The 22,265-nt window shown below is 66.6% G+C and carries 21 protein-coding genes and 1 tRNA gene; 17 read left to right on the top strand and 5 right to left on the bottom strand.

Annotation, left to right across the window (positions count from 1 at the left end; all coding sequences use genetic code 11):
* Positions 1-38 precede the first annotated feature (38 nt).
* From ntrB to ABEA07_RS04240, 3 genes are all read right to left on the bottom strand, one after another.
* A complete protein-coding gene (gene ntrB / locus ABEA07_RS04250; protein ID WP_345536092.1) occupies positions 39-962 on the bottom strand; it encodes a nitrate ABC transporter permease in 924 nt (307 codons plus the stop codon).
* A 10-nt stretch (positions 963-972) separates the two neighbouring features.
* Complete coding sequence (locus ABEA07_RS04245; protein ID WP_345536091.1) at positions 973-2,217, bottom strand: CmpA/NrtA family ABC transporter substrate-binding protein; 1,245 nt, start codon at positions 2,215-2,217, stop codon at positions 973-975.
* Positions 2,218-2,507: 290 nt separating this feature from the next.
* Positions 2,508-3,788 carry a nitrate- and nitrite sensing domain-containing protein gene (locus tag ABEA07_RS04240; protein WP_345536089.1) on the bottom strand — a complete coding sequence of 427 codons (1,281 nt, stop codon included), beginning with the start codon at positions 3,786-3,788 and terminating at the stop codon, positions 2,508-2,510.
* A gap of 84 nt (positions 3,789-3,872) precedes the next feature.
* Here ABEA07_RS04240 and tsaD point away from each other — a divergent pair, with 84 nt between their 5' ends.
* Entirely contained in the window at positions 3,873-4,925 is a 1,053-nt protein-coding gene (tsaD, locus tag ABEA07_RS04235) for a tRNA (adenosine(37)-N6)-threonylcarbamoyltransferase complex transferase subunit TsaD (RefSeq protein WP_345536087.1), read from the top strand.
* Here tsaD and ABEA07_RS04230 read toward each other — a convergent pair.
* Entirely contained in the window at positions 4,870-5,622 is a 753-nt protein-coding gene (locus tag ABEA07_RS04230; RefSeq protein WP_345536086.1) for an alpha/beta hydrolase, read from the bottom strand. The genes tsaD and ABEA07_RS04230 overlap by 56 nt on opposite strands.
* Before the next feature lie 243 nt (positions 5,623-5,865).
* Positions 5,866-6,225, bottom strand: coding sequence for an Hsp20/alpha crystallin family protein (locus ABEA07_RS04225; protein ID WP_345536294.1), 360 nt, complete (start codon positions 6,223-6,225; stop codon positions 5,866-5,868).
* A gap of 120 nt (positions 6,226-6,345) precedes the next feature.
* Here ABEA07_RS04225 and ABEA07_RS04220 point away from each other — a divergent pair, with 120 nt between their 5' ends.
* From ABEA07_RS04220 to nuoH, 16 genes are all read left to right on the top strand, one after another.
* Positions 6,346-7,629: a branched-chain amino acid ABC transporter substrate-binding protein gene (locus ABEA07_RS04220; RefSeq protein ID WP_345536084.1), complete on the top strand. Its 1,284-nt coding sequence runs from the start codon at positions 6,346-6,348 to the stop codon at positions 7,627-7,629.
* Positions 7,630-7,651: 22 nt separating this feature from the next.
* Positions 7,652-8,818 (top strand): pyridoxal phosphate-dependent aminotransferase, encoded by a 1,167-nt coding sequence (locus ABEA07_RS04215; protein WP_345536083.1) that lies wholly within the window; start codon positions 7,652-7,654, stop codon positions 8,816-8,818.
* A gap of 128 nt (positions 8,819-8,946) precedes the next feature.
* Positions 8,947-9,213 (top strand): 30S ribosomal protein S15, encoded by a 267-nt coding sequence (gene rpsO, locus ABEA07_RS04210; RefSeq protein ID WP_345536082.1) that lies wholly within the window; start codon positions 8,947-8,949, stop codon positions 9,211-9,213.
* A gap of 217 nt (positions 9,214-9,430) precedes the next feature.
* Positions 9,431-11,716, top strand: coding sequence for a polyribonucleotide nucleotidyltransferase (gene pnp / locus ABEA07_RS04205; RefSeq protein ID WP_345536081.1), 2,286 nt, complete (start codon positions 9,431-9,433; stop codon positions 11,714-11,716).
* Between the two features lie 78 nt (positions 11,717-11,794).
* A complete protein-coding gene (locus ABEA07_RS04200) occupies positions 11,795-12,793 on the top strand; it encodes an NAD(P)H-quinone oxidoreductase (protein ID WP_345536079.1) in 999 nt (332 codons plus the stop codon).
* An 11-nt stretch (positions 12,794-12,804) separates the two neighbouring features.
* Positions 12,805-13,557, top strand: a complete 753-nt coding sequence (gene tpiA, locus ABEA07_RS04195) for a triose-phosphate isomerase (protein ID WP_345536078.1) — start codon at positions 12,805-12,807, stop codon at positions 13,555-13,557.
* Between the two features lie 36 nt (positions 13,558-13,593).
* A complete protein-coding gene (gene secG / locus ABEA07_RS04190; RefSeq protein ID WP_345536076.1) occupies positions 13,594-14,031 on the top strand; it encodes a preprotein translocase subunit SecG in 438 nt (145 codons plus the stop codon).
* 122 nt (positions 14,032-14,153) lie between these two features.
* A tRNA-Leu gene (locus tag ABEA07_RS04185) sits at positions 14,154-14,238 on the top strand.
* 58 nt (positions 14,239-14,296) lie between these two features.
* Positions 14,297-14,656, top strand: a complete 360-nt coding sequence (locus tag ABEA07_RS04180) for an NADH-quinone oxidoreductase subunit A (protein WP_345536075.1) — start codon at positions 14,297-14,299, stop codon at positions 14,654-14,656.
* Positions 14,657-14,671: 15 nt separating this feature from the next.
* Positions 14,672-15,151 (top strand): NuoB/complex I 20 kDa subunit family protein, encoded by a 480-nt coding sequence (locus ABEA07_RS04175; RefSeq protein ID WP_021008163.1) that lies wholly within the window; start codon positions 14,672-14,674, stop codon positions 15,149-15,151.
* Between the two features lie 129 nt (positions 15,152-15,280).
* Complete coding sequence (locus ABEA07_RS04170) at positions 15,281-15,892, top strand: NADH-quinone oxidoreductase subunit C (RefSeq protein WP_345536072.1); 612 nt, start codon at positions 15,281-15,283, stop codon at positions 15,890-15,892.
* 1 nt (position 15,893) lies between these two features.
* Positions 15,894-17,147, top strand: coding sequence for an NADH-quinone oxidoreductase subunit D (locus ABEA07_RS04165; RefSeq protein WP_345536071.1), 1,254 nt, complete (start codon positions 15,894-15,896; stop codon positions 17,145-17,147).
* An 8-nt stretch (positions 17,148-17,155) separates the two neighbouring features.
* Positions 17,156-17,695 carry an NADH-quinone oxidoreductase subunit NuoE family protein gene (locus ABEA07_RS04160; RefSeq protein ID WP_345536070.1) on the top strand — a complete coding sequence of 180 codons (540 nt, stop codon included), beginning with the start codon at positions 17,156-17,158 and terminating at the stop codon, positions 17,693-17,695.
* A complete protein-coding gene (nuoF, locus tag ABEA07_RS04155) occupies positions 17,695-19,035 on the top strand; it encodes an NADH-quinone oxidoreductase subunit NuoF (RefSeq protein ID WP_345536293.1) in 1,341 nt (446 codons plus the stop codon). The genes ABEA07_RS04160 and nuoF overlap by 1 nt, the downstream gene beginning before the upstream one ends.
* 13 nt (positions 19,036-19,048) lie before the next feature.
* A complete protein-coding gene (gene nuoG, locus ABEA07_RS04150; RefSeq protein ID WP_345536069.1) occupies positions 19,049-21,190 on the top strand; it encodes an NADH-quinone oxidoreductase subunit NuoG in 2,142 nt (713 codons plus the stop codon).
* On the top strand, positions 21,187-22,263 hold the full coding sequence (nuoH, locus tag ABEA07_RS04145; RefSeq protein ID WP_345536068.1) for an NADH-quinone oxidoreductase subunit NuoH: 1,077 nt from the start codon (positions 21,187-21,189) through the stop codon (positions 22,261-22,263). Before nuoG ends, nuoH begins: the two co-directional genes overlap by 4 nt.
* The last annotated feature ends 2 nt before the right edge of the window (positions 22,264-22,265 follow it).

Below are 22,265 nucleotides of genomic sequence, written 5' to 3'. Positions count from 1 at the left end.
GGCTGCGGTGCCATTCGCCTTCGGAGCGGCCGTGCGGCTCATGCCTTCACCTCTTCGAACGTGAATGCGGTGGCGATGCGGATCAGCGTGAACTCGAGCACGAGGCCCACGATGCCGATCACGAAGATCGCGATGATGATGTTGGCGACATTGAGGTTGTTCCACTCGTCCCAGACCCAGAAGCCGATGCCGACGCCGCCGGTCAGCATCTCGGCCGCCACGATCACCAGCCAGGCGGTGCCGACCGCCAGGCGCACGCCGGTCAGCATGTAGGGCAGCACGGCGGGGAAGAGGATCCTGGTGAGGATCTTCCACTCGGACAGGTTGAGCACGCGCGCCACGTTCATGTAGTCGCTGGGCACGCGCTGCACACCCACGGCGGTGTTGATGATCATGGGCCAGATCGAGCAGATGAAGATGGTCCAGATCGCGGCCGGGTTGGCCCCCTTGAAGACCAGCAGGCCGATCGGCAGCCAGGCCAGCGGCGACACCGGGCGCAGCAGGCTGATCAGCGGATTGAACATGCGCGCGAGGAAGCCGAAGCGCCCGATGGCGAAGCCGGCCGGGATGCCGACCGCGGCCGCCAGGCCGAAGCCAAGCGCCACCCGCTGAAGCGAGGACAGCACGTTCCAGCCCACGCCCTGATCGTTCGGGCCCTTGCTGTAGAAGGGGTCGCTGAAGACGGTGACCGCCTGCTGCCAGACGGCGGCCGGTGCGGGGAAGCCGTTGCTGCTGTTCAGCGCGACCAGCTCCCAGACCAGGACCAGCAGCGCCAGCCCGAGCACCGGCGGCAGCACGCGCAGCCAGACCCAGCCGAAGTCGCGCGGTGCGCGCTCCTCCGGCTCCTTGCGCACCGGCTGCGCGGCCAAGGCCGCGGCGGGCGCCACGTGGCGGGCGAGGACCGGGGCTGCCACCTGCCCCGTGGCCGCGTCGAGCGGCGAGTGAAAGACGGCACTGACCATGGGGCGCTCCTCAGACATGCAGCTTGAAGGAATCGGCGTACTGCTTCGGGTTCTTCCCGTCCCACACCACGCCGTCGATGAGCTTGCTGGTGCGCAGAACGTCCTTGGGCACCGAGGTCTTGGTGGCCGCCGCGGCCTGCTTGTAGATGTCGATGCGGTTGATCTCGGTGGCGACCTTGAGGTAGTCGGGGTGTTCCTTGATCAGGCCCCAGCGCTTGTGCTGGGTGAGGAACCACATGCCGTCCGACAGGTACGGGAAGTTCACCGCGCCATCGTTGAAGAACTTCATGTGGTTCGGATCGTCCCAGTTCTTGCCCAGGCCGTTGGTGTAGCGGCCCAGGATGCGCTGGTTGATCGCGTCCACGCTGGTGTTGACGTAGCTCTTGTCGGCGATGGTCTCGGCCATCTTGTTCTTGTTCTGCAGGCCGGTGTCGATCCACTTGCCGGCTTCCAGGATGGCGGCCGTCACCGCACGCGCGGTGTTGGGGTACTTCCTGACGAAGTCGCTGGTGGTGCCCAGCACCTTTTCGGGGTGGTCGCGCCAGACGTCCTGCGTGGTCACCGCGGTGACGCCGATGTTGTCCATGATCGCGCGCTGGTTCCATGGCTCCCCGACGCAGAAGCCGTCCATGTTGCCCACGCGCATGTTGGCCACCATCTGGGGCGGCGGCACCACGATGTTCTTGACGTCCTTGAAGGGGTCGATGCCCGCCGAGGCCAGCCAGTAGTAAAGCCACATGGCGTGGGTGCCGGTGGGGAAGGTCTGGGCGAAGGTGTATTCGCGCTTCTCGCTGGCGATCAGCTTGGCCAGCGAAGCGGCGTCGACGGCGCCCTTGTCGGCCAGCTTCTTCGACAGGGTGATGGCCTGGCCGTTGTTGTTGAGGGTCATGAGCACAGCCATGTCCTTCTTCGGGCCGCTGATGCCCAGGTGCACGCCGTAGACGAGCCCGTAGAGCACATGGGCCATGTCGAGTTCGCCGTTGACCAGCTTGTCGCGCACGCCGGCCCAGCTGGCTTCCTTGCTGGGCACGATCTTCACGCCGTATTTCTTGTCGATGCCCAGCACCGAGGCCATGACGACGCTGGCGCAGTCGGTCAGGGGGATGAAGCCGATCTTGACTTCCTCCTTCTCGGGCTTGTCCGAGCCCTGGGCCCAGACCGCGGCGCGCAGGGCCGGATCGATGCCGATCGCGCCCACGGCGGCGGCTTGCAGCACGCGGCGTCGGCTCAGTTTCGGTTTCAGCAGGTCGTTCATGGGGCGGGCTCCGGTTTCAAAGACAAATCAAAAACAAGAAAGGCGTCCACACCGCGCAAGGGCTGCTCGTGCACGAGCCCCTGCGGGTGAGGACGCCTTTGTCCGGGTCGGTTGAGGCCACATCCGCCGTTGGATGCAGCCCGGCTGAGTTACGCAAGCGGCGTGCCAGTCCGGATTGCTACGAATTTCATAGCGATTCGCCATGATTTGGCGCGGGGATGCGCCCGATCCGGGCCGCGCCCCGTGACGGGCACCCTTGTTGTGCGGTGCACCAATCGAGAACGGAACGCTCAGCGCGCGGGCCCGCCCGGGAGGTATTCGGCCATGGCCAGCACCGATTCGGCGACCTCGACCAGCCGCCGTCCCTGGCTCATCGCCGTGCGCCGCAGCATCTTGTGCGCCTCCTCCTCGCTCAGACGGCGGTGCGCCATCAGCAGGCCCTTGGCGCGCTCGACCAGCTTGCGCTCGTTGAGGGCGGCGCGCACCGTGTCGAGCTCCTCGCTCATGGCCTGCAGGCGATGCGACTGGTCCTGCACCATCTCGAGGATCGAACGTTCCAGCTGGCGGCCATAGGTCGCGGGGGTCTCCAGCGCCCGAGGCTGGCGCTCCTGGATCGGCGGCTCGTCGAAGAAGGCCGGCGAGGCCGTGCCGTCGGCGGCGGGCAGGCGTGCGAGCAGGGCCTCGTGCGCCTCCAGTTCGGCGCGGGCCTGCGCGATCCTGCGCTCGCAGATCCGGCGCAGGTCGGCGGCCAGGCGTTCCTCGATGGACTGCATGGCGTCGATGCGGCGGCTGCAGCAGTCGAACCAGGCGGTGCTCAGCTCGGGGTCCAGGACCACGCCGGCCGGTGCGGCGCAGGCGACGCGGCGCAGGCGCTCCTGCTCGGCCAGTTGGGCCGCGGGCTGGCTGCCGTGCCAGAGCGCGGCCATGCCCTCGCCGGCGAACTCGACGAAGACCTGAAAGCAGCGCTCCTGCGACTCGATCAAGTGCAGCCATTGCTGCTGACGGTCCGCGTCGTTGCGGCCCGAGGCAAAAGCGGCGCCGCCGCAGGCCCGCTCCTGGCCGGCGAACTCCTTGCCCTGCATGAAGTTGAACATCGCCACCAGCAGGCGCGAGACCTCGGGGTCGGTGGCGCCGTCCGCCGCCTCGAAGACCACCGCCAGCAGGCCCGCGATCAGCTTGACGAAGGCCGCCGTCGCCTCGGCGGCCGTGAGCTCGCCGGCGCTGATGCGGCGGCGCAGGGCGGGGAGGGCGTCCAGGCCGGGCAGGACCCAGGCGATGCGGCTGAACAGCCGCGCGCCATTGCCCACGCCGCCGGCATCCGCCTCGAGCCGGTCGAAGCAGGCGCGCACCGCTTCCTCCTCGCGCAGGCCGGCGGCGGCCTGTTCGGCGCGCTCCTCCGCGTAGCGCTGGCCGGCCGAGGCGAGGAACACGTTCGAGAGGCCGCGTTCGCGCTGCAGCGCGTGGACCAGGCGGCCGATGGTGGCGACGAGCGCACTGGTGCGTGCGAGTTGATCGAGTTCATCGATCTCGCAACGCAGGGCGGCGATCAGGAAGCTCAGGCCGGATTTCATCGTGGTGGCGGCGGGTCATCGCCCCCCGTACGGGCATGCAGCAACATTCGTGCCCCGGTTCGGCCGGGCTTCTACACTCGCCGGATGCTTCTATTGGGAATCGAGTCTTCTTGCGACGAAACCGGCGTGGCGCTCGTCGAGGGTGGCCGGGACGGATTGCCGCGTCTGGCCGCGCACGCGCTGCACAGCCAGATCGCGATGCACCAGGCCTATGGCGGCGTGGTGCCGGAACTGGCGAGCCGCGACCATATCCGGCGCGTGCTGCCGCTGGCGCAGTCGGTGCTGGCGGAAGCGGGGCGCGACCTGGGCGAGGTCGACGTGGTCGCCTACACGCGCGGGCCCGGCCTGGCAGGCGCGCTGCTGGTCGGGGCGGGTGTCGCCTGCGCGCTGGCCGCCGCGCTCGGCAGGCCGGTGATGGGCGTGCACCATCTCGAGGGCCATCTCCTGTCGCCCTTCCTCGGCGCCGACCCGCCCGAATTTCCCTTCGTCGCCTTGCTGGTGTCCGGCGGCCACACGCAGCTGATGCGCGTGGACGGCGTGGGGCGCTACGAGCTGATGGGCGAGACCATCGACGACGCCGCCGGCGAGGCCTTCGACAAGAGTGCCAAGCTGATGGGCCTGCCTTACCCCGGCGGCCCCTGGCTGGCGAAGCTGGCCGAGGCGGGCGATCCGGCGGCTTTCAAGCTGCCGCGGCCCTTGCTGCACAGTGGTGACCTCGACTTCTCCTTCGCCGGGCTCAAGACGGCGGTGCTGACGCAGACGCGCAAACTCGGCGCGGCGCTGGAGGCACGCAAGGCCGACCTGGCGGCCTCCACGCAGGCGGCGATCGTCGAGGTGCTGCTGAAGAAATCCCTGCGCGCCATCGAGGACAGCGGACTGAAGCGGCTGGTGGTGGCGGGCGGGGTCGGTGCCAATCGCGAGTTGCGGGCGCAACTGGATGCCGCCTGTGCCAAGCGCGGCGTGCGGGTGCACTACCCCGAGCTGCACCTGTGCACCGACAACGGCGCCATGATCGCCATGGCCGCTGCCATGCGCCTGCAGGCCGGCCTGCAGCAGCCGACCGGGCGCTACGCCTTCGACGTCAAGCCGCGATGGCCACTGGCGTCGCTCGGAACGCCGGAGCCGCAGTTCGGCTAGGCGTGCTCTTCCTGCCCGTGGCGGCCAGCGTCGGCAGGGGCAGCACGTCCAGCATCTTGCGCCACAGTCGAGACCACTGCGGCCAGTCGTGGCCGCCCTCGGTGGTGAACACCCGGCCGGCAGGCAGGGCGTCGGCCAGGAGCTGGTGGTTGGCGGCAAAGCGATCGGCCAGGCCGAAGCCCAGGTAGAGGGGCGGCAGGTGCCGGGCCGTCTTGTCGTCGGCGTACTGCTGCAGCCATGGCCAGAGCTTGCGGTCGACTTCTTCGTCGGGCGGTGGACCCTCGGGCGCCTTCCAGGCACGCAGGCCACCTGCCTTGTGGATTTCCGCGCCGACCGGCCGGCGTCCCAGGTAAGGCGCCAGCGTGACGATGCCGTCGACCAGGCCTGGACGGGCCAGCTCGTGGATCAATGCGCCGAAGCCGCCGATCGAGATGCCCACCAGCCAGATGGTCTTGTAGCCCAGGGCGCGCTGCGGCTGGAGCACGTCGTCGTGAAGCCGCTCGACGAAGCTCTGGTCGTAGTAGTAGGAGACGTCGGCATCGACCAGCAGGGCGTCGGCCGCCAAGTCACGCTCCCGGACGGCACTGACGAAACCTTCGCGCTCGAATTCTTCGGGCTTCAGGAAAGCCCCGGGCAGGAACACCAGCAAGGTGTCCGAGCGGGAATGGTCGGAGGCGGGCTTCAGGTGCGTGTTCATGTCGCTCCGTCAGTCGCCCGCCAACCGGCGCGGAGAACCCGGCCAAAGCTCAGCAGGCAAAAAACAGCAAAAATATGTAGGAAAAAACGCCGCTTAATGTGACGTTATTGGCACATATTGTGAGACCGCCACGAAAAAGGCCGGCAACAAAAAGTTACCGACCTGTAGCACCTCTTGCGTATTCACTACTTCTGAAACAAGGGGCCCACCTCGAAAGCGGCCCGCTTGAGGGCGGGTGGATGGTCAGTTGATGGTCAACTGTGCCACGTTGCTGACCGGCACCAGCTTGCCCAGCTTGAGAGTGAGGACGCCGTTTTCGAGCCTGGCTTCGCTGGCGGCGACGTCGATGTCCTGCGGCAGCTCGTAGGCCGCCTTGAACTGGCGCTTGGTGTCGGCCTTGCTCTCGATGCGGACCACGGCACCTTCGATGCCGATGGTGAGGTCTTCGCGGGCGAAACCGGGGACGTCCAGCGTCACGGTCCAGCTCTTGTCGTCCTGCTCGACGTTGAGCGAGCGGCGCGCGGTGAAGAAGGCATCGTTCACGAAGCATTCGAAGCTGCGGTCGAAGGTGCGCGGCGAGCGAAGGGCGGGTGCGAAAAACAAGGACATGGTCGGTACTCCTGAATCAACACAATGGGGACGAGGAATGTGCGTCCCTTACACTGCGCGGCCTGTCAGAGTGCCGCTTGCCAACCATCTTGGCGCGGCGGGAGGCCTTTCAAGATGCATTCATCCAGCTTTATTTGCCGTCGCCACGCCTTGAAATTCGCGGCCTCGGTGCTATGTGCCGCGGCCTGGCCGGCCGTGCATGCGCAGACCGTGGCGCCGATCCGGCTGGCGCTGATCGAGAGCATGAGCGGGCCCTTCGCCAACACGGGCGAGGCCGTGTTCCGCAACCTGCTGTGGGCGGTGGAGCGCGTGAATGCGCGCGGTGGCATCAAGCTGCCGGGTGGTGCCCGCTTCCTCCAGCTGGACCGTTACGACAGCAAGGGCCAGAACGAGGAGGCCTTGTCCGCGCTGCGTGCGGCGATCGACGACGGCGCGCGTATCGTCTTGCAGGGCAATTCGTCGGCCACTGCCGCGGCGCTGGTGGATGCCATCGAGAAGAACAACGAGCGCGACATCGCGCGGCGGGTGCTCTATCTCAACTACTCCGCAGTCGACCCGGCGCTCACCAACGAACGCTGCAGCTTCTGGCACTTCCGCTTCGATGCGCATGCGGACATGCGCGTGACGGCGCTCATGGAAGTCATGAAGAGCGATGCCTCGCTCAAGCGCGCCTACCTGATCGGGCAGGACTACAGCTTCGGCCAGGCGGTGCTGCGCGAGTCGAAGCGCCAGCTCGCCCAATTGCGGCCTGACGTGCAGATCGTCGGCGAGGAGCTGCACCCCATGGGTCGGGTGAAGGATTTCGCGCCCTACGCGAGCAAGATCCTGGCCAGCGGTGCGCAGGCCGTCGTCACCGGCAACTGGGGGAACGACCTCACGCTGTTGGTGAAGGCGGCGCGCGAGGCCGGCTTCACCGGCAGCTTCTACACTTTTTATGGCAATGCCCTGGGCGCGCCGGCCGCGATCGGCGACGCCGGCATCGGCCGCGTGATCGCCGTGGCCGACTGGCTGCCCAACGTGCAGACGCGCGAGTCGGAGGCGTTCTACCGGGCCTTCCGCGAGCGCTTCCCCAAGCCGGCCGACGACTACGTGCACATGCGGATGCAACTCCTGGTCGAGGCGCTGGCGCAGGCCCTGGAGCGTGCCGGCAGCACCGACGCCGTGGCGGTGGCGCGCGCGCTGGAAAAAGCCGAGGTCAGCCTGGCGGGGCAGGGCGGCCGCATGCGCGCGGCGGATCACCAGTTCCAGCAATCCCTTGTCGTCGGGGTAATGGACCGGCAGGGCAGCCCTGGCGTGAAGTTCGACGTCGAAGGTTCCGGCTACGGGTTCCGCGTGGTGCGGACCATTCCCGCCGAGCGTGCCGAGATGCCCACCAGCTGCAGAATGCAGCGCCCCTGATCGAGCCCCTGAAAGACACTGCATGCGCGAAGGCATCCGGAACCTCGAAGCCTCCAAGATCCGTGAGGTCGCCAATGCCGGGATGGGCCGGTCCGACGTGCTGGCCTTCTGGTTCGGCGAGGGCGACGAAGTGACGCCGGAGCCGATCCGCCAGGCGGCGATCGAATCCCTGCAGCGTGGCGAGACTTTTTACGCCCACAACCTCGGGCTGGCCGAGTTGCGCGAGGCCATCGCGCGCTACATGAGCGAATTGCATCCCGCCGTCGATGCGGGGCGCATCGCCGTGACTTCCGGCGGCGTGAGCGCGCTGATGCTGGCGGTCCAGGCGCTGGTGGATGCGGGCGACGAGGTGGTCGCGGTCACGCCGGTGTGGCCCAACCTGACGGCCCAGCCGGCCATCCTGGGCGCGCGGGTGCGCGGCGTGCCGCTGGTGCCGACGGCGGGGCAGTGGACGCTCGACCTGGACGCCCTTCGCGCGGCGGTGACGCCGGCCACGAAGCTGCTGGTCATCAACGCACCGAACAACCCGACCGGCTGGACGCTCACCAGCGAGGAGCAGCAGGCCATCCTCGGGCATTGCCGGCGCACCGGGACGTGGATCCTGGCCGACGAGGTCTACGAGCGGCTCTACTACGAGCCCTCGGCCAACGGCTGCGCACCCAGCTTCCTGGATCTGTCGGCACCGGACGACCGGCTGGTGGTGGTCCACAGCTTCTCCAAGAGCTTCCTCATGACCGGCTGGCGCCTGGGCTGGCTGGTGCTTCCGCCGGCCCTGGTCGATGCGATGGGCAAGCTGATCGAGTTCAACACCTCCTGTACCAGCGTGTTCACCCAGCGCGCGGGCATCGCCGCGCTGGAGCTGAGCCACGAGGTCACCCCTCGGGTGGTCTCGCACCTGAAGGCCTGCCGCGATCGCCTGGTGCCCTTGCTGGCGGCACTGCCCGGGGTCCAGGTCGCGCCGGCGCGCGGCGGCATGTACGCCTTCTTCCGGCTGGAGGGTTTCGACGATTCGCTGGCGCTCGCCAAGCGCCTGGTGGCCGAAGCCGGTCTCGGCCTGGCGCCGGGCAACGCCTTCGCGCCCGAGGCGCAGGGCTGGTTGCGCTGGTGCTTCGCCTCGAAGGACCTCGATCGCCTGTCGCAGGGCGTCGAGCGGCTGCGCGCCTGGCTGGCTTCGATCTCGCGCGCCTGAATCCCCGGCCCGGGCGGCGCGGGGGCGGCTATGTATAATCCCAAGGCTTTGCATGCCGCAAGGCGCACGGCGGGCTCAGTTCCAGTGCCCGCCGCAAGTCAAACATCCCGGAACAAGGAAATCACCCAATGATCGCAGCCTCCATCAAGGCCGAAGTCGTCAAGGACAACGCCCGCGGTGCCAACGACACCGGCAGTCCCGAAGTGCAGGTCGCACTGCTGACCGCCCGTATCAACGAACTCACCCCGCACTTCAAGACGCATGCCAAGGACCACCATGGTCGCCGCGGCCTGCTGCGCCTGGTGAGCCGCCGCCGCAAGCTCCTGGACTACCTCAAGTCCAAGGACGTCAACCGCTACGCTGCGCTGATCGCCAAGCTGGGTCTGCGCAAGTAAACCGATTTGCATGAAGAAACGCCTGGGTTAGTCCGCTAGCTCAGGCGTTTTTTGTTCGCGAATCATCCAGGAGTGCCATACAGAGCGAAGCTGTGTCATTCCAATGAAGCTTGACGCCGAGCTTCCCTGGAATGGCATCGTGTTCTGAAGGCGCTCTCCTCCGGCGGAGCCTGCGGACGACTGCAGGGCCACCCGTCAACAAAAACAGGAGCAAGACATGAGCCTCTTCAACAAAGTCAGCAAGACCTTCCAATGGGGCGGCAAGACCGTCGTCATGGAAACCGGCGAAATCGCTCGCCAGGCCACCGGCGCCGTGCTCGTCGACATCGAAGGTACCGTGGTGCTTGCCACCGTGGTCGCTTCGAAGACCGCCAAGCCGGGCCAGGACTTCTTCCCTCTGACGGTCGATTACATCGAGAAGACCTACGCCGCGGGCAAGATCCCCGGCAGCTTCTTCAAGCGCGAAGCCAAGCCCAGCGAGCTCGAGACCCTGACCTCGCGCCTGATCGACCGCCCGATCCGCCCGCTCTTCCCCGAGGGCTTCCTGAACGAAGTGCACGTGGTGGTTCACACCCTGTCGCTGAACCCCGAGGTCGACGCGGACATCGCCGCCATGATCGGCGTGAGCGCCGCGCTGTCCATCTCCGGCATTCCCTTCAACGGCCCGATCGGTGCCGCCCGCGTGGGCTACATCAACGGCCAGTACGTGCTGAACCCGGGCCAGACCGCGCGCAAGGACTCGCAGATGGACCTGGTCGTGGCCGGTACCGAAGCGGCCGTGCTGATGGTCGAGTCCGAAGCCTTGCAACTGAGCGAGGAAGTCATGCTCGGCGGTGTGGTGTTCGGCCATGAGCAGGCCGGCATCGCGATCAACGCGATCCACGAGCTGGTGCGTGACGCCGGCAAGCCGGTGTGGGACTGGCAGCCGCCGGCGGAAGACGAAGCTTTCGTCGCCAAGGTCAAGGGCCTGGCCGAGGAAAAGTTGCGCGCCGCCTACCAGATCCGCAGCAAGCAGGCGCGCACGCAGGCCCTGCGTGAAGCCAACGCCAGCGTGATGGAGTCGCTCAAGGAAAGTGGCGAAGCCTTCGATGCCGGCAAGGTCAGCGACCTGCTGTTCGCCATCGAATCGAAGATCGTGCGCAGCCAGATCCTCGCGGGCGAGCCGCGCATCGACGGTCGCGACACCCGCACCGTGCGGCCCATCGAGATCCGCAACGGCGTGCTGCCCCGCACTCACGGCTCGGCGCTGTTCACCCGCGGCGAGACGCAGGCGATGGTCGTGACCACCCTGGGCACCGAACGCGACGCACAGCGCATCGACGCGCTGGCGGGCGAATACGAAGACCGCTTCCTGTTCCACTACAACATGCCTCCCTTCGCGACCGGCGAAGTGGGTCGGATGGGCTCGACCAAGCGCCGCGAAGTGGGCCATGGCCGCCTGGCCAAGCGTGCCCTCGTGGCCTGCCTGCCGAGCAAGGAAGAGTTTCCCTACACCATCCGCGTGGTCTCGGAAATCACCGAGTCCAATGGCTCCTCGTCGATGGCCTCCGTCTGTGGCGGCTGCCTTTCGATGATGGACGCCGGCGTGCCCATGAAGGCGCACGTGGCCGGCATCGCCATGGGCCTGATCAAGGAAGACAACCGCTTCGCGGTGCTGACCGACATCCTCGGTGACGAGGACCATCTGGGCGACATGGACTTCAAGGTGGCCGGCACGACCAACGGCATCACCGCGCTGCAGATGGACATCAAGATCCAGGGCATCACCAAGGAAATCATGCAGGTCGCACTGGCGCAGGCCAAGGAAGCGCGCATGCACATCCTGGGCAAGATGCAGGAAGCGATGGGCGAAGCCAAGGCCGAGGTGTCCAGCTTCGCGCCGCGCCTGTTCACGATGAAGATCAATCCCGAGAAGATCCGCGACGTCATCGGCAAGGGCGGCTCGGTGATCCGCGCGCTGACCGAAGAAACCGGCACGCAGATCAACATCGACGAAGACGGCACCATCACCATCGCCTCCACCGATCCAGCCAAGGCGGACGAGGCCAAGAAGCGCATCGAGCAGATCACGGCGGAAGTCGAGATCGGCAAGGTGTACGAGGGCCCGGTCACCAAGATCCTTGACTTCGGCGCCCTGATCAACCTGCTTCCCGGCAAGGACGGCCTGCTGCACATCAGCCAGATTGCGCACGAGCGTGTCGAGAAGGTCACGGATTACCTGAGCGAAGGCCAGATCGTGAAGGTCAAGGTGCTCGAGACCGACGACAAGGGTCGCGTCAAGCTGTCCATGAAGGCGCTGGCCGAGCGTCCGGCCGGCATGGAATTCAACGACCGTCCCCCGCGTGAGGAGCGCGGCGAACGCCGCGAGCGTGCCGACCGCCCGCCTCGCGGTGAGCGCGCGCCGCGTGCCGACCACGTTGCCGAGGCTTCCGGCGAGCAGGCTGTGGCGGTCGAGCAGGACGCACGTCCGCAAGAGCCTGCCGGCGGCGACCGCCAGGCTTGAGAGGCGAGGGCGCTGGCGCCTTTGTCGTCATTGCAACCTGCGCCCGTTCGTGAGGATGGGCGCTCAGCCGAGAGATGCATGAAAGCCATTGAAATCACTTCCTTCGGCGCGCCCGAGGTGCTGCGCCAGGCCGAGCGGCCGGCGCCGGTGGCCGGCGCCGGCGAACTGCTGATCCGCGTGGCCGCCAGCGGCGTCAACCGGCCCGACGTTCTGCAGCGCACCGGCAACTACCCGGTGCCGCCGGGCGCCTCGGACCTGCCGGGCCTCGAGGTCGCGGGTGAGATCGTCTCGGGCGACGCCGCGGCCATGAAGGAAGCCGGCTTTGCGGTCGGCGACCGCGTGTGTGCGCTGATCGCCGGCGGCGGCTATGCGGAACTTTGCGTGGCACCGGTGGCGCAGTGCCTGCCGGTGCCCAAGGGTTGGAGCGATGCCGAGGCGGCTTCGCTGCCCGAGACCTTCTTCACCGTGTGGAGCAACGTTTTCGACCGCGGCCGACTGCAGAAGGGCGAAACCCTGCTGGTCCAGGGCGGCACCAGCGGCATCGGCGTCACCGCGATCCAACTCGGCAAGGCCTTCGGCGCGACCGTGATCGCGACCGCAGGCAGTGACGACAAATGCGACGCCTGCCTCAAGCTCGGCGCCGACCATGCCATCAACTACAGGACGGCCGATTTCGCCGAGGAAGCCAAGCGGCTGACCGGCGGCAAGGGCGTCGACGTGATCCTCGACATGGTGGCCGGCGACTACGTGGCGCGCGAGATCCAGTGCCTGGCCGAGGATGGCCGTCTGGTGATCATCGCGGTACAAGGCGGGACCAAGACCGAAGTCAACGCGGGCCTGGTGCTGCGCCGCCGCTTGACCATCACCGGCTCCACCCTGCGGCCGCGGCCGGTCGCCTTCAAGGGCGCGATCGCGAAGTCGCTGCGCGAGAAGGTGTGGCCGCTGCTCGAGAGCGGCGCCGTCAAGCCCGTCATCCACAGCGTCTTCGCTGCCGGTGGCGAGCCCACCGGTGCTGCGCAGGCCCACACCCTCATGGAATCGAACCAGCACATCGGCAAGATCGTGCTGACCTGGTGAACGACGACAGCATGACCACGAAAAAGAAACTCATCGCCGGCAACTGGAAGATGAACGGAAGCCTGGCTGCCAACGAAGCCCTGGTGACCGCACTGCGCCAAGGCATCGGCACGCCGGCCTGCGAGGTCGCGGTGTGCGTGCCGGCGCCGTACCTGTCGCAGGTGCAGCAACTGGTGGCCGGTTCGCCGATCGCGCTGGGCGCGCAGGACGTGTCGGCTCATGCGCAGGGTGCCTTCACCGGCGAGCAGTCGGCTGCCATGCTGAAGGACTTCGGCGTGCGCTACGCGATCGTCGGCCACTCGGAGCGTCGCCAGTACCACGGCGAGAGCGACGAGACCGTGGCGGCCAAGACCGCCGAGGCGCTGCGCAACGGCATCACCCCCATCGTCTGCGTGGGCGAGACGCTGGCCGAGCGCGAGGGCGGCCGCACGGAGGAGGTGGTCAAGCGCCAGCTCGCCGCGGTGATCCATGTCAACGGCCATTGCATCAGCGAGATCGTGGTCGCTTACGAGCCGGTCTGGGCCATCGGCACCGGCAAGACCGCCACGCCGGAGCAGGCGCAGGCAGTGCATTCGGTGCTGCGCGCGCAATTGCACCATGCAGCGAACGAACATGCCGCAGGCATCCGCATCCTCTACGGCGGCAGCATGAATGCCACCAACGCCGCCGAGCTGCTGGTTCAGCCGGACATCGACGGCGGCCTCATCGGCGGCGCCTCCCTGAAGGCCCCCGACTTCCTGCAGATCATCGCCGCGGCCCGCTGACGGGCCCGGTCTCCAAAGCATCCCGGAGCAAGAACAATGAACGTGGTCTTCAACATCCTCGTAGGCGTGCAGATGGTTTCGGCGCTCGCGATGATCGGCCTGATCCTGATCCAGCACGGCAAGGGCGCCGACATGGGCGCGGCCTTCGGCAGCGGCAGCGCCGGCAGCCTCTTCGGTGCCAGTGGCAGCGCGAACTTCCTGTCGCGCAGCACGGCCGTGCTGGCGGCGGTGTTCTTCGCCTGTACCCTTTTGCTGGCCTACTTCAGCCACAGCCGGCCCACCGCCGGCGGGAGCCTGATCGAGCGCGCCGCGATCGGTGCCTCGGCCCCCGCGCCCGCTCCCGCGCCTGCCGCGCCGAGCCCCGCCTCGCAGATCCCGACCGGCAATGCACCCGCTGCGCCGGCCAACAGCGTGCCTGCGCCGGCTGCGCCAGCCGCTCCCGCATCGGGCGCCGGGCAGATCCCCACGAAGTGAACGCGTCAGTCGTTTTCGCTTCTGCACCCGGCGAAAACGACCTCATTTCAGGGTAAACTCTAAAGCTGTCCGGAAAGCCAAAACCTCTTCAGGCTCCTCATGCCATCCGGACATACAAAACCGCCGTCGTGGTGAAATTGGTAGACACGCTATCTTGAGGGGGTAGTGGCGAAAGCTGTGCGAGTTCGAGTCTCGCCGACGGCACCAAATCTCGCCGACAGGAGTCTTCGCCCTCCTGTCGGCGACAAGCGGTAAAAGACCCCCGATGAACCTCGAAACCTACCTCCCCGTCCTGTTGTTCATCCTGGTCGGAGTCGGTGTCGGCGTAGCACCTCAGGTTCTCGGATACATCCTCGGCCCCCACCGGCCCGACACCCAAAAGAATTCGCCCTACGAATGCGGCTTCGAGGCCTTCGAAGACGCGCGCATGAAGTTCGACGTGCGCTACTACCTCGTGGCGATTCTTTTCATTCTTTTCGACCTCGAGATCGCCTTTCTCTTTCCGTGGGCGATCGCCCTCAAGCAGATCGGTCCGGTCGGCTTCTGGGCCATGATGATTTTTCTCGCCATCCTCGTCGTGGGCTTCGTCTACGAATGGAAAAAGGGTGCGCTCGACTGGGAATGACAAGGAATCCGAACAATGGCCATTGAAGGCGTCATGAAGGAAGGCTTCGTCACCACGACCTACGATTCGGTGGTGAACTGGGCCAAGACGGGGTCGCTCTGGCCGATGACTTTCGGTCTGGCCTGCTGTGCCGTGGAAATGATGCACGCGGGCGCTGCCCGCTACGACATCGACCGTTTCGGCATGCTGTTCCGCCCGAGTCCGCGCCAGTCCGATCTGATGATCGTGGCAGGCACGTTGTGCAACAAGATGGCGCCTGCGCTGCGCAAGGTGTATGACCAGATGCCCGAGCCGCGCTGGGTGCTCTCGATGGGCTCCTGTGCCAACGGCGGCGGCTACTACCACTACAGCTATTCGGTGGTGCGCGGTTGCGACCGCATCGTGCCAGTCGACGTTTACGTTCCTGGTTGCCCACCCACAGCGGAGGCGCTGCTGTACGGGATCATCCAGCTGCAGCAGAAGATTCGCCGCACGAACACCATTGCGCGTGCCTGAAATGAAGCTCTCCCCCAGGCTCCCCCACCTCATGTGGTTCGCCGACCCCTCCACCGGGGGCAGCGCCAGCGGCCCGGCAAAGCCGGCTCCGCGGTGTTCCCCGACTGGCCTGCAAGGCTTGACGAGACGATGACCGACTTTGCGATTTCTCCCGAGGCACTGCAGGCCCAGATCACCGAGACGCTCGGCGGCAAGGCCAAGAGCGTGACCGTCGCGCTTGGCGAGGTGACCGTCATCGTGGCGGCGGCCGACTACCTCGAGGCCGCGCGCCTGCTGCGCGATGCGCCGGGCTGCCGCTTCGAGCAATTGATCGACCTCTGCGGCATGGACTATTCCAGCTACCGCGAGGGCGAGTGGGAAGGCGAACGCTTTGGCGTGGTCTCGCACCTGCTGTCGGTGAGCCTCAACCAGCGCGTCCGGCTCAAGGTCTTCGCACCCAGCGAGGACCTTCCGGTGATCGATTCGCTGACGGGCGTCTGGAGCTCCGCGGGCTGGTTCGAGCGCGAGGCCTTCGACCTCTACGGCATCGTGTTCGAGGGACACGATGATCTTCGGAGAATTCTCACCGACTACGGCTTCATCGGCCATCCATTCCGCAAGGATTTCCCCGTCTCCGGCCACGTCGAGATGCGCTTCGATCCGGAGCAGAAGCGCGTGATCTACCAGCCTGTGACCATCGAGCCGCGTGAGATCACCCCGCGCGTGATTCGCGAAGACAACTACGGCGGCGGACTGCACTGACATGGCGGAAATCAAGAACTACACGCTCAACTTCGGCCCCCAGCACCCCGCGGCACACGGCGTGCTGCGCCTGGTGCTCGAGCTCGATGGGGAGGTCATCCAGCGCGCGGACCCGCACATCGGCCTGTTGCACCGTGCCACCGAAAAGCTGGCCGAGACGCGCACCTACATCCAGTCGCTGCCCTACATGGACCGGCTGGACTACGTCTCGATGATGAGCAACGAGCATGCGTACTGCCTGGCCATCGAGCGGCTGCTCGGGCTGGAAGTGCCGCTGCGCGCCCAGTACATCCGAGTCATGTTCGCCGAGATCACGCGACTGCTGAACCACCTGCTCTGGCTGGGTGCGCACGGTCTGGACTGCGGTGCGATGAACATGCTCATCTACTGCTTCCGCGAGCGCGAGGACCTGTTCGACATGTACGAGGCGGTGTCCGGCGCGCGCATGCACGCTGCCTACTTCCGTCCGGGCGGCGTCTACCGTGACCTGCCGGATGCGATGCCGCAGTACAAGGTCAGCAAGATCAAGAACGCCAAGGCGATCGAGAAGCTCAACGAGAACCGCCAGGGCTCGCTGCTGGACTTCATCGACGACTTCTGCAGGCGCTTCCCGACAATGGTCGACGAGTACGAGACGCTGCTCACCGACAACCGCATCTGGAAGCAGCGTACCGTCGGCATCGGCGTGGTCTCGCCCGAGCGTGCGCTCAATCTCGGCTTCACCGGCCCCATGCTGCGCGGCTCCGGCGTCGAATGGGACCTGCGCAAGAAGCAGCCCTACGACGTCTACGACCGCATGGAATTCGACGTGCCCGTGGGCAAGACCGGTGACTGCTACGACCGCTACCTGGTGCGCGTCGAGGAGATGCGCCAGGCCAACCGGATCATCCAGCAGTGCTCGGCCTGGCTGCGCGCCAATCCGGGCCCGGTGATCACCGACAACCACAAGGTGGCCGCGCCCTCGCGCGAATCGATGAAGGCGAACATGGAGGAATTGATCCACCATTTCAAGCTCTTCACCGAGGGCTTCCACGTGCCCGAGGGCGAGGCCTATGCCGCCGTCGAGCACCCGAAGGGCGAGTTCGGCATCTATCTCGTGAGCGACGGCGCCAACAAGCCCTACCGCCTGAAGATCCGTGCCCCCGGCTTCCCGCACCTGGCCGCGCTCGACGAAATGTCGCGCGGCCACATGATTGCCGACGCGGTTGCGGTGATCGGCACCATGGACATCGTATTCGGCGAAATCGACAGGTGAGCGAACGCATGACTCCCGACACACTCCAGAGCCACCAGGCCACACAGCCGCCGCTGTCGGCCGCCATCCTGGACCTCTTCGCGCGAGAAGTCGCCAAGTACCCGCCGGCCGGCAAGCAGTCGGCCGTGATGGCCTGCCTCTCCATCGTCCAGAAGGAAGAGGGTTTCGTCAGCACCCAGCGCGAGCGCGAGATCGCCGCCTACCTCGGCATGGCGCCGATTGCGGTGCATGAGGTCACGACCTTCTACAACATGTACAACCAGCAGCCCGTAGGCCGCTACAAGCTGAACGTCTGCACCAACCTGCCGTGCCAGCTGCGCGACGGCGCCGTGGCGCTGGCGCACCTCGAGAAGAAGCTGGGCATCAAGATGGGCGAGACGACGCCCGACGGCATGTTCACGCTGCAGCAGAGCGAGTGCCTGGGCGCCTGCGCCGATTCGCCCGTGATGCTGGTCAACGACCGGACCATGTGCAGCTTCATGAGCAACGAGAAGCTCGACCAGCTCGTCGATGGCCTGCGCAGTGCGAAGCCGGAGGGTGCGCAATGATGACGCCCGAGCAAGTTCTTTCGCAGTTCCGGGCCACCGGCGTCCAGACCTGCTTCCACAACCGCCACATCGAGCCCCAGATCTACGCGGGCCTGGACGGCACCAACTGGCGCCTGGCCGACTACGAGGCGCGTGGCGGCTACAAGGCGCTGCGCAAGATCCTGAGCGAAGGCCTCACGCCCGAGCAGGTGATCGCCGAAGTCAAGACTTCCGGTCTGCGCGGCCGCGGCGGCGCGGGCTTTCCGACCGGCCTGAAGTGGAGCTTCATGCCGCGCCAGTTCCCGGGACAGAAGTACCTGGTCTGCAACTCCGACGAAGGCGAGCCCGGCACCTGCAAGGACCGCGACATCCTGCAGTTCAACCCCCACATCGTGATCGAGGGCATGGCGATCGCCGCCTACGCGATGGGTATCAGCGTGGGCTACAACTACATCCACGGCGAGATCTTCGAGACCTACCAGCGCTTCGAGGAAGCGCTGGAAGAGGCGAGGGCGGCAGGCTACCTGGGCGACAAGATCCTGGGCAGCGGCTTCGACTTCCAGCTGCATGCGGCGCACGGCTTCGGCGCCTACATCTGCGGCGAGGAAACCGCGCTGCTCGAATCGCTGGAGGGAAAGAAGGGCCAGCCGCGCTTCAAGCCGCCGTTTCCCGCGAGCTTCGGCCTGTACGGCAAGCCCACCACGATCAACAACACCGAGACCTTCGCGGCCGTGCCGTGGATCATCAACAACGGTGGCGTGGCCTACCTGGAGTGCGGCAAGCCGAACAACGGCGGCACCAAGATCTACTCGGTCAGCGGCGACGTCGAACTGCCCGGCAACTACGAAGTGCCGATGGGCACGCCCTTCTCGAAGCTGCTCGAACTCGCCGGCGGCGTGCGCAAGGGCCGCCAGCTCAAGGCCGTGATCCCGGGCGGATCGTCGGCGCCGGTGCTGCCGGCCTCCATCATGATGGAATGCACGATGGACTACGACTCCATCGCCAAGGCCGGCTCCATGCTGGGTTCGGGCGCGGTCATCGTCATGGACGACAGCCGCTCGATGGTCGAGTCGCTCAAGCGCCTCTCCTACTTCTACATGCACGAGTCCTGCGGCCAGTGCACCCCCTGCCGCGAAGGCACGGGCTGGCTGTGGCGCGTGGTCGACCGCATCCACAATGGCCACGGCAAGGCCAGCGACATGGATCTGCTGAACTCCGTGGCGGACAACATCCAGGGTCGCACCATTTGCGCGCTGGGCGACGCGGCAGCGATGCCGGTGCGGGCCATGATCAAGCACTTCCGCCACGAGTTCGAGGCCTTGATCCCGGGCTATGTCCCGAAGGCACCTGCGAAGGCCTGACGAGAAACAAAACATGGTTGAAATCGAACTCGACGGCAAGAAGGTCGAAGTGACCGAAGGCAGCATGGTGATGCATGCCGCCGACAAGGCCGGCACCTACATCCCGCACTTCTGTTACCACAAGAAGCTCAGCATCGCGGCCAACTGCCGCATGTGCCTGGTCGACGTCGAAAAGGCGCCCAAACCCATGCCGGCCTGCGCCACGCCGGTGACGCAGGGCATGATCGTCCGCACCAAGAGCGACAAGGCCGTCAAGGCTCAGCAGTCGGTGATGGAGTTCCTCCTGATCAACCACCCGCTGGACTGCCCCATCTGCGACCAGGGCGGCGAGTGCCAGCTGCAGGATCTGGCCGTGGGCTACGGCGGTTCCTCCTCGCGCTACGAGGAAGAAAAGCGCGTGGTGTTCCACAAGGACGTCGGTCCGCTCATCAGCATGGAAGAGATGAGCCGCTGCATCCACTGCACCCGCTGCGTGCGCTTCGGCCAGGAAGTCGCCGGCATCATGGAACTGGGCATGTCCCACCGCGGCGAGCATTCCGAGATCGAGACCTTCGTCGGCGGCTCGGTGGACTCCGAACTCTCGGGCAACATGATCGACATCTGCCCGGTCGGCGCGCTGACCAGCAAGCCTTTCCGCTACAGCGCCCGCACCTGGGAGCTGTCGCGCCGCAAGTCGGTCAGCCCGCACGACTCCACCGGCGCCAACCTGATCGTCCAGGTCAAGAACAACCGCGTGATGCGCGTGGTGCCGCTGGAGAACGAAGACGTCAACGAGTGCTGGATCGCCGACCGCGATCGCTTCTCGTACGAGGCCCTGAACGGTCCCGAGCGTCTCACGCAGCCCATGCTCAAGCAGGGCGGCCAGTGGCAGCAGGTCGACTGGCAGACCGCGCTCGAGTACGTGGCCAACGGTCTCAAGCAGATCAAGGCCGACCACGGTGCCCACAGCATCGGTGCGCTCGTCAGCCCGCACAGCACGCTCGAAGAACTGCACCTGGCCAAGCTGCTGCTTCAGAGCCTGGGCAGCACCAACATCGATCACCGCCTGCGCCATGCCGAGTTCGCGGCCCCCGAGGGCGTGCGCTGGCTCGGCACCTCCATCGCTTCGCTTTCGAACCTTCAGCGCGTGCTGGTGGTCGGTAGCAACCTGCGCAAGGACCATCCCTTGTTTGCGCAGCGCATCCGCCAGGCGGTGCGCAAGGGCGCCGCGCTCAATGCGCTGACCTCGGCAGAACTGCTGGCAGATGACGAGGCTTGGGCGATGCCGGTGGCCTCCGCGCTCCGCGTTCCGGCCCAGGGCTGGGTGGATGCGCTGGCCGGGATCGCTGCGGCCGTGGCCGCGAGCACCGGTGTCGCCGCCCCTGTCGCCCGTTCGACCGAGCCCGGCGATGCGGCGAAGGCCATCGCCGCCTCCCTTCTGAGTGGCGAACGCAAGGCCATCCTGCTGGGCAACGCCGCAGCCCACCACGCCGAAGCCGGTGCGCTGCTGGCGCTGGCCAACTGGCTGGGTGCGCAGACCGGCGCCACCGTCGGCTACCTGACCGAGGCCGCCAACACCGTGGGCGCGCAACTCGTCGGTGCGCTGCCCGGCGAAGGCGGGCTCCATGCGGGCCAGATGCTCAACGGCGCGCTCAAGGCCGCGCTGCTGCTCAACACCGAACCCGTCTTCGACTCGGCCGCCGGCAGCGCCGCCGCCGATGCCCTCGCGCACGCCCAGATGGTCGTGACGCTGAGCCCCTTCAAGGCCAACCTGGACTTCAGCGACGTGCTGCTGCCCATCGCGCCCTTCTCCGAGACCCCCGGCACCTTCGTGAACGCCGAAGGCCGGGTGCAGAGCTTCCACGCCGTGGTGAAGCCGCTGGGCGAAGCCCGCCCGGCCTGGAAGGTGCTGCGCGTGCTGGCCAACCTGCTGGGCCTGCAGGGCTTCTCGTTCGAAACCGTGAGCGAGGTGCAGGCCGACATCGGCCTGCCTGCCGGCCTGCTCCCGGCGGACAGGTTCAGCAACGCCACCACTGCGCGTGCCGATGGCGAGCGCCGCACCGACGCGCCTGCGCCGGCCGTCGCCAGCATTTACCAGCTCGATTCGATCGTGCGCCGCGCGCCCTCGCTTCAGCTCACTGCCGATGCACGTGCCGCGCAGGAGGTGTTCGCATGATCGACGCCCTGCACGGCTTCGGCCTCGGCCTGATCGCGGCCCCCTGGTGGACCGCGATCGCCTGGCCCGTCATCTGGACCCTCATCAAGATCGTGGTCGTGGTGCTGCCCCTGATGGGCGCCGTCGCCTACCTCACGCTGTGGGAGCGCAAGGCGATCGGCTTCACGCAGATCCGCATCGGGCCCAACCGCATCGGGCCGCTGGGCCTCCTGCAGCCCATTGCCGACGCATTGAAGCTGCTGACCAAGGAAATCATTCTCCCGACGGTCGCCAACAAGGGCCTGTTCCTGCTGGGCCCGATCATGACGATCATGCCGGCCCTGGCCGCCTGGGCAGTCATTCCCTTTGGCCCCGACGTTGCGCTGGCGAACATCAACGCCGGCCTGCTCTTCGTCATGGCCATCACCTCCCTCGAGGTGTACGGCGTGATCATCGCCGGCTGGGCTTCGAACTCGAAGTACGCCTTCCTGGGCGCGCTGCGCGCCTCGGCCCAGATGGTGAGCTACGAAATCGCCATGGGCTTCGCCTTCGTGGTGGTGCTGATGGTCTCCGCCAGCCTCAACATGAGCGACATCGTGGCAGGGCAGGGCAAGGGCATCTTCGCGTCCATGGGCGTGGGCTTCCTGTCCTGGAACTGGCTGCCGCTCCTGCCGATCTTCCTGGTCTACTTCATCTCCGGTCTGGCCGAGACCAACCGCCACCCCTTCGACGTGGTGGAAGGCGAGTCGGAAATCGTCGCCGGCCACATGATCGAGTACTCGGGCATGAGCTTCGCCATGTTCTTCCTGGCCGAGTACGCCAACATGTGGCTCGTCTCGATCCTCACGGTGATCCTCTTCCTAGGCGGCTGGCTGCCTCCCTTCGAGTTCCTCGGCTTCATCCCGGGCTGGATCTGGCTCGGCCTCAAGACCTTCGCCGTGGTCACCATGTTCCTGTGGGTCCGTTCGACCTTCCCCCGCTTCCGCTACGACCAGATCATGCGTCTGGGCTGGAAGATCTTCATTCCGGTCACGCTGGTGTGGCTGGTGGTGGTCGGCGTCTGGATGCAGACCCCGTTCAACATCTGGAAGTAATC

It is taken from the genome of Variovorax defluvii, assembly GCF_039541515.1.
GTDB classification, from domain to species: domain Bacteria; phylum Pseudomonadota; class Gammaproteobacteria; order Burkholderiales; family Burkholderiaceae_C; genus Variovorax; species Variovorax defluvii.
The sequence above is the reverse complement of the archived record's forward strand: the minus strand, read 5'-3'. Positions and strand labels throughout refer to the sequence as shown.

Coding starts and splice junctions, on each gene's coding strand:
- ABEA07_RS04160 (WP_345536070.1), top strand. CDS start 17,156: ATGACTCCCGACACACTCCAGAGCCACCAGGCCACACAGCCGCCGCTG.
- nuoF (WP_345536293.1), top strand. CDS start 17,695: ATGACGCCCGAGCAAGTTCTTTCGCAGTTCCGGGCCACCGGCGTCCAG.
- ABEA07_RS04215 (WP_345536083.1), top strand. CDS start 7,652: ATGCGCGAAGGCATCCGGAACCTCGAAGCCTCCAAGATCCGTGAGGTC.
- ABEA07_RS04175 (WP_021008163.1), top strand. CDS start 14,672: ATGGCCATTGAAGGCGTCATGAAGGAAGGCTTCGTCACCACGACCTAC.
- pnp (WP_345536081.1), top strand. CDS start 9,431: ATGAGCCTCTTCAACAAAGTCAGCAAGACCTTCCAATGGGGCGGCAAG.
- ntrB (WP_345536092.1), bottom strand. CDS start 962: ATGGTCAGTGCCGTCTTTCACTCGCCGCTCGACGCGGCCACGGGGCAG.
- ABEA07_RS04165 (WP_345536071.1), top strand. CDS start 15,894: ATGGCGGAAATCAAGAACTACACGCTCAACTTCGGCCCCCAGCACCCC.
- tpiA (WP_345536078.1), top strand. CDS start 12,805: ATGACCACGAAAAAGAAACTCATCGCCGGCAACTGGAAGATGAACGGA.
- ABEA07_RS04240 (WP_345536089.1), bottom strand. CDS start 3,788: ATGAAATCCGGCCTGAGCTTCCTGATCGCCGCCCTGCGTTGCGAGATC.
- secG (WP_345536076.1), top strand. CDS start 13,594: ATGAACGTGGTCTTCAACATCCTCGTAGGCGTGCAGATGGTTTCGGCG.
- ABEA07_RS04200 (WP_345536079.1), top strand. CDS start 11,795: ATGAAAGCCATTGAAATCACTTCCTTCGGCGCGCCCGAGGTGCTGCGC.
- rpsO (WP_345536082.1), top strand. CDS start 8,947: ATGATCGCAGCCTCCATCAAGGCCGAAGTCGTCAAGGACAACGCCCGC.
- nuoH (WP_345536068.1), top strand. CDS start 21,187: ATGATCGACGCCCTGCACGGCTTCGGCCTCGGCCTGATCGCGGCCCCC.
- ABEA07_RS04180 (WP_345536075.1), top strand. CDS start 14,297: ATGAACCTCGAAACCTACCTCCCCGTCCTGTTGTTCATCCTGGTCGGA.
- ABEA07_RS04170 (WP_345536072.1), top strand. CDS start 15,281: ATGACCGACTTTGCGATTTCTCCCGAGGCACTGCAGGCCCAGATCACC.
- ABEA07_RS04220 (WP_345536084.1), top strand. CDS start 6,346: ATGCATTCATCCAGCTTTATTTGCCGTCGCCACGCCTTGAAATTCGCG.
- nuoG (WP_345536069.1), top strand. CDS start 19,049: ATGGTTGAAATCGAACTCGACGGCAAGAAGGTCGAAGTGACCGAAGGC.
- ABEA07_RS04230 (WP_345536086.1), bottom strand. CDS start 5,622: ATGAACACGCACCTGAAGCCCGCCTCCGACCATTCCCGCTCGGACACC.
- ABEA07_RS04245 (WP_345536091.1), bottom strand. CDS start 2,217: ATGAACGACCTGCTGAAACCGAAACTGAGCCGACGCCGCGTGCTGCAA.
- tsaD (WP_345536087.1), top strand. CDS start 3,873: ATGCTTCTATTGGGAATCGAGTCTTCTTGCGACGAAACCGGCGTGGCG.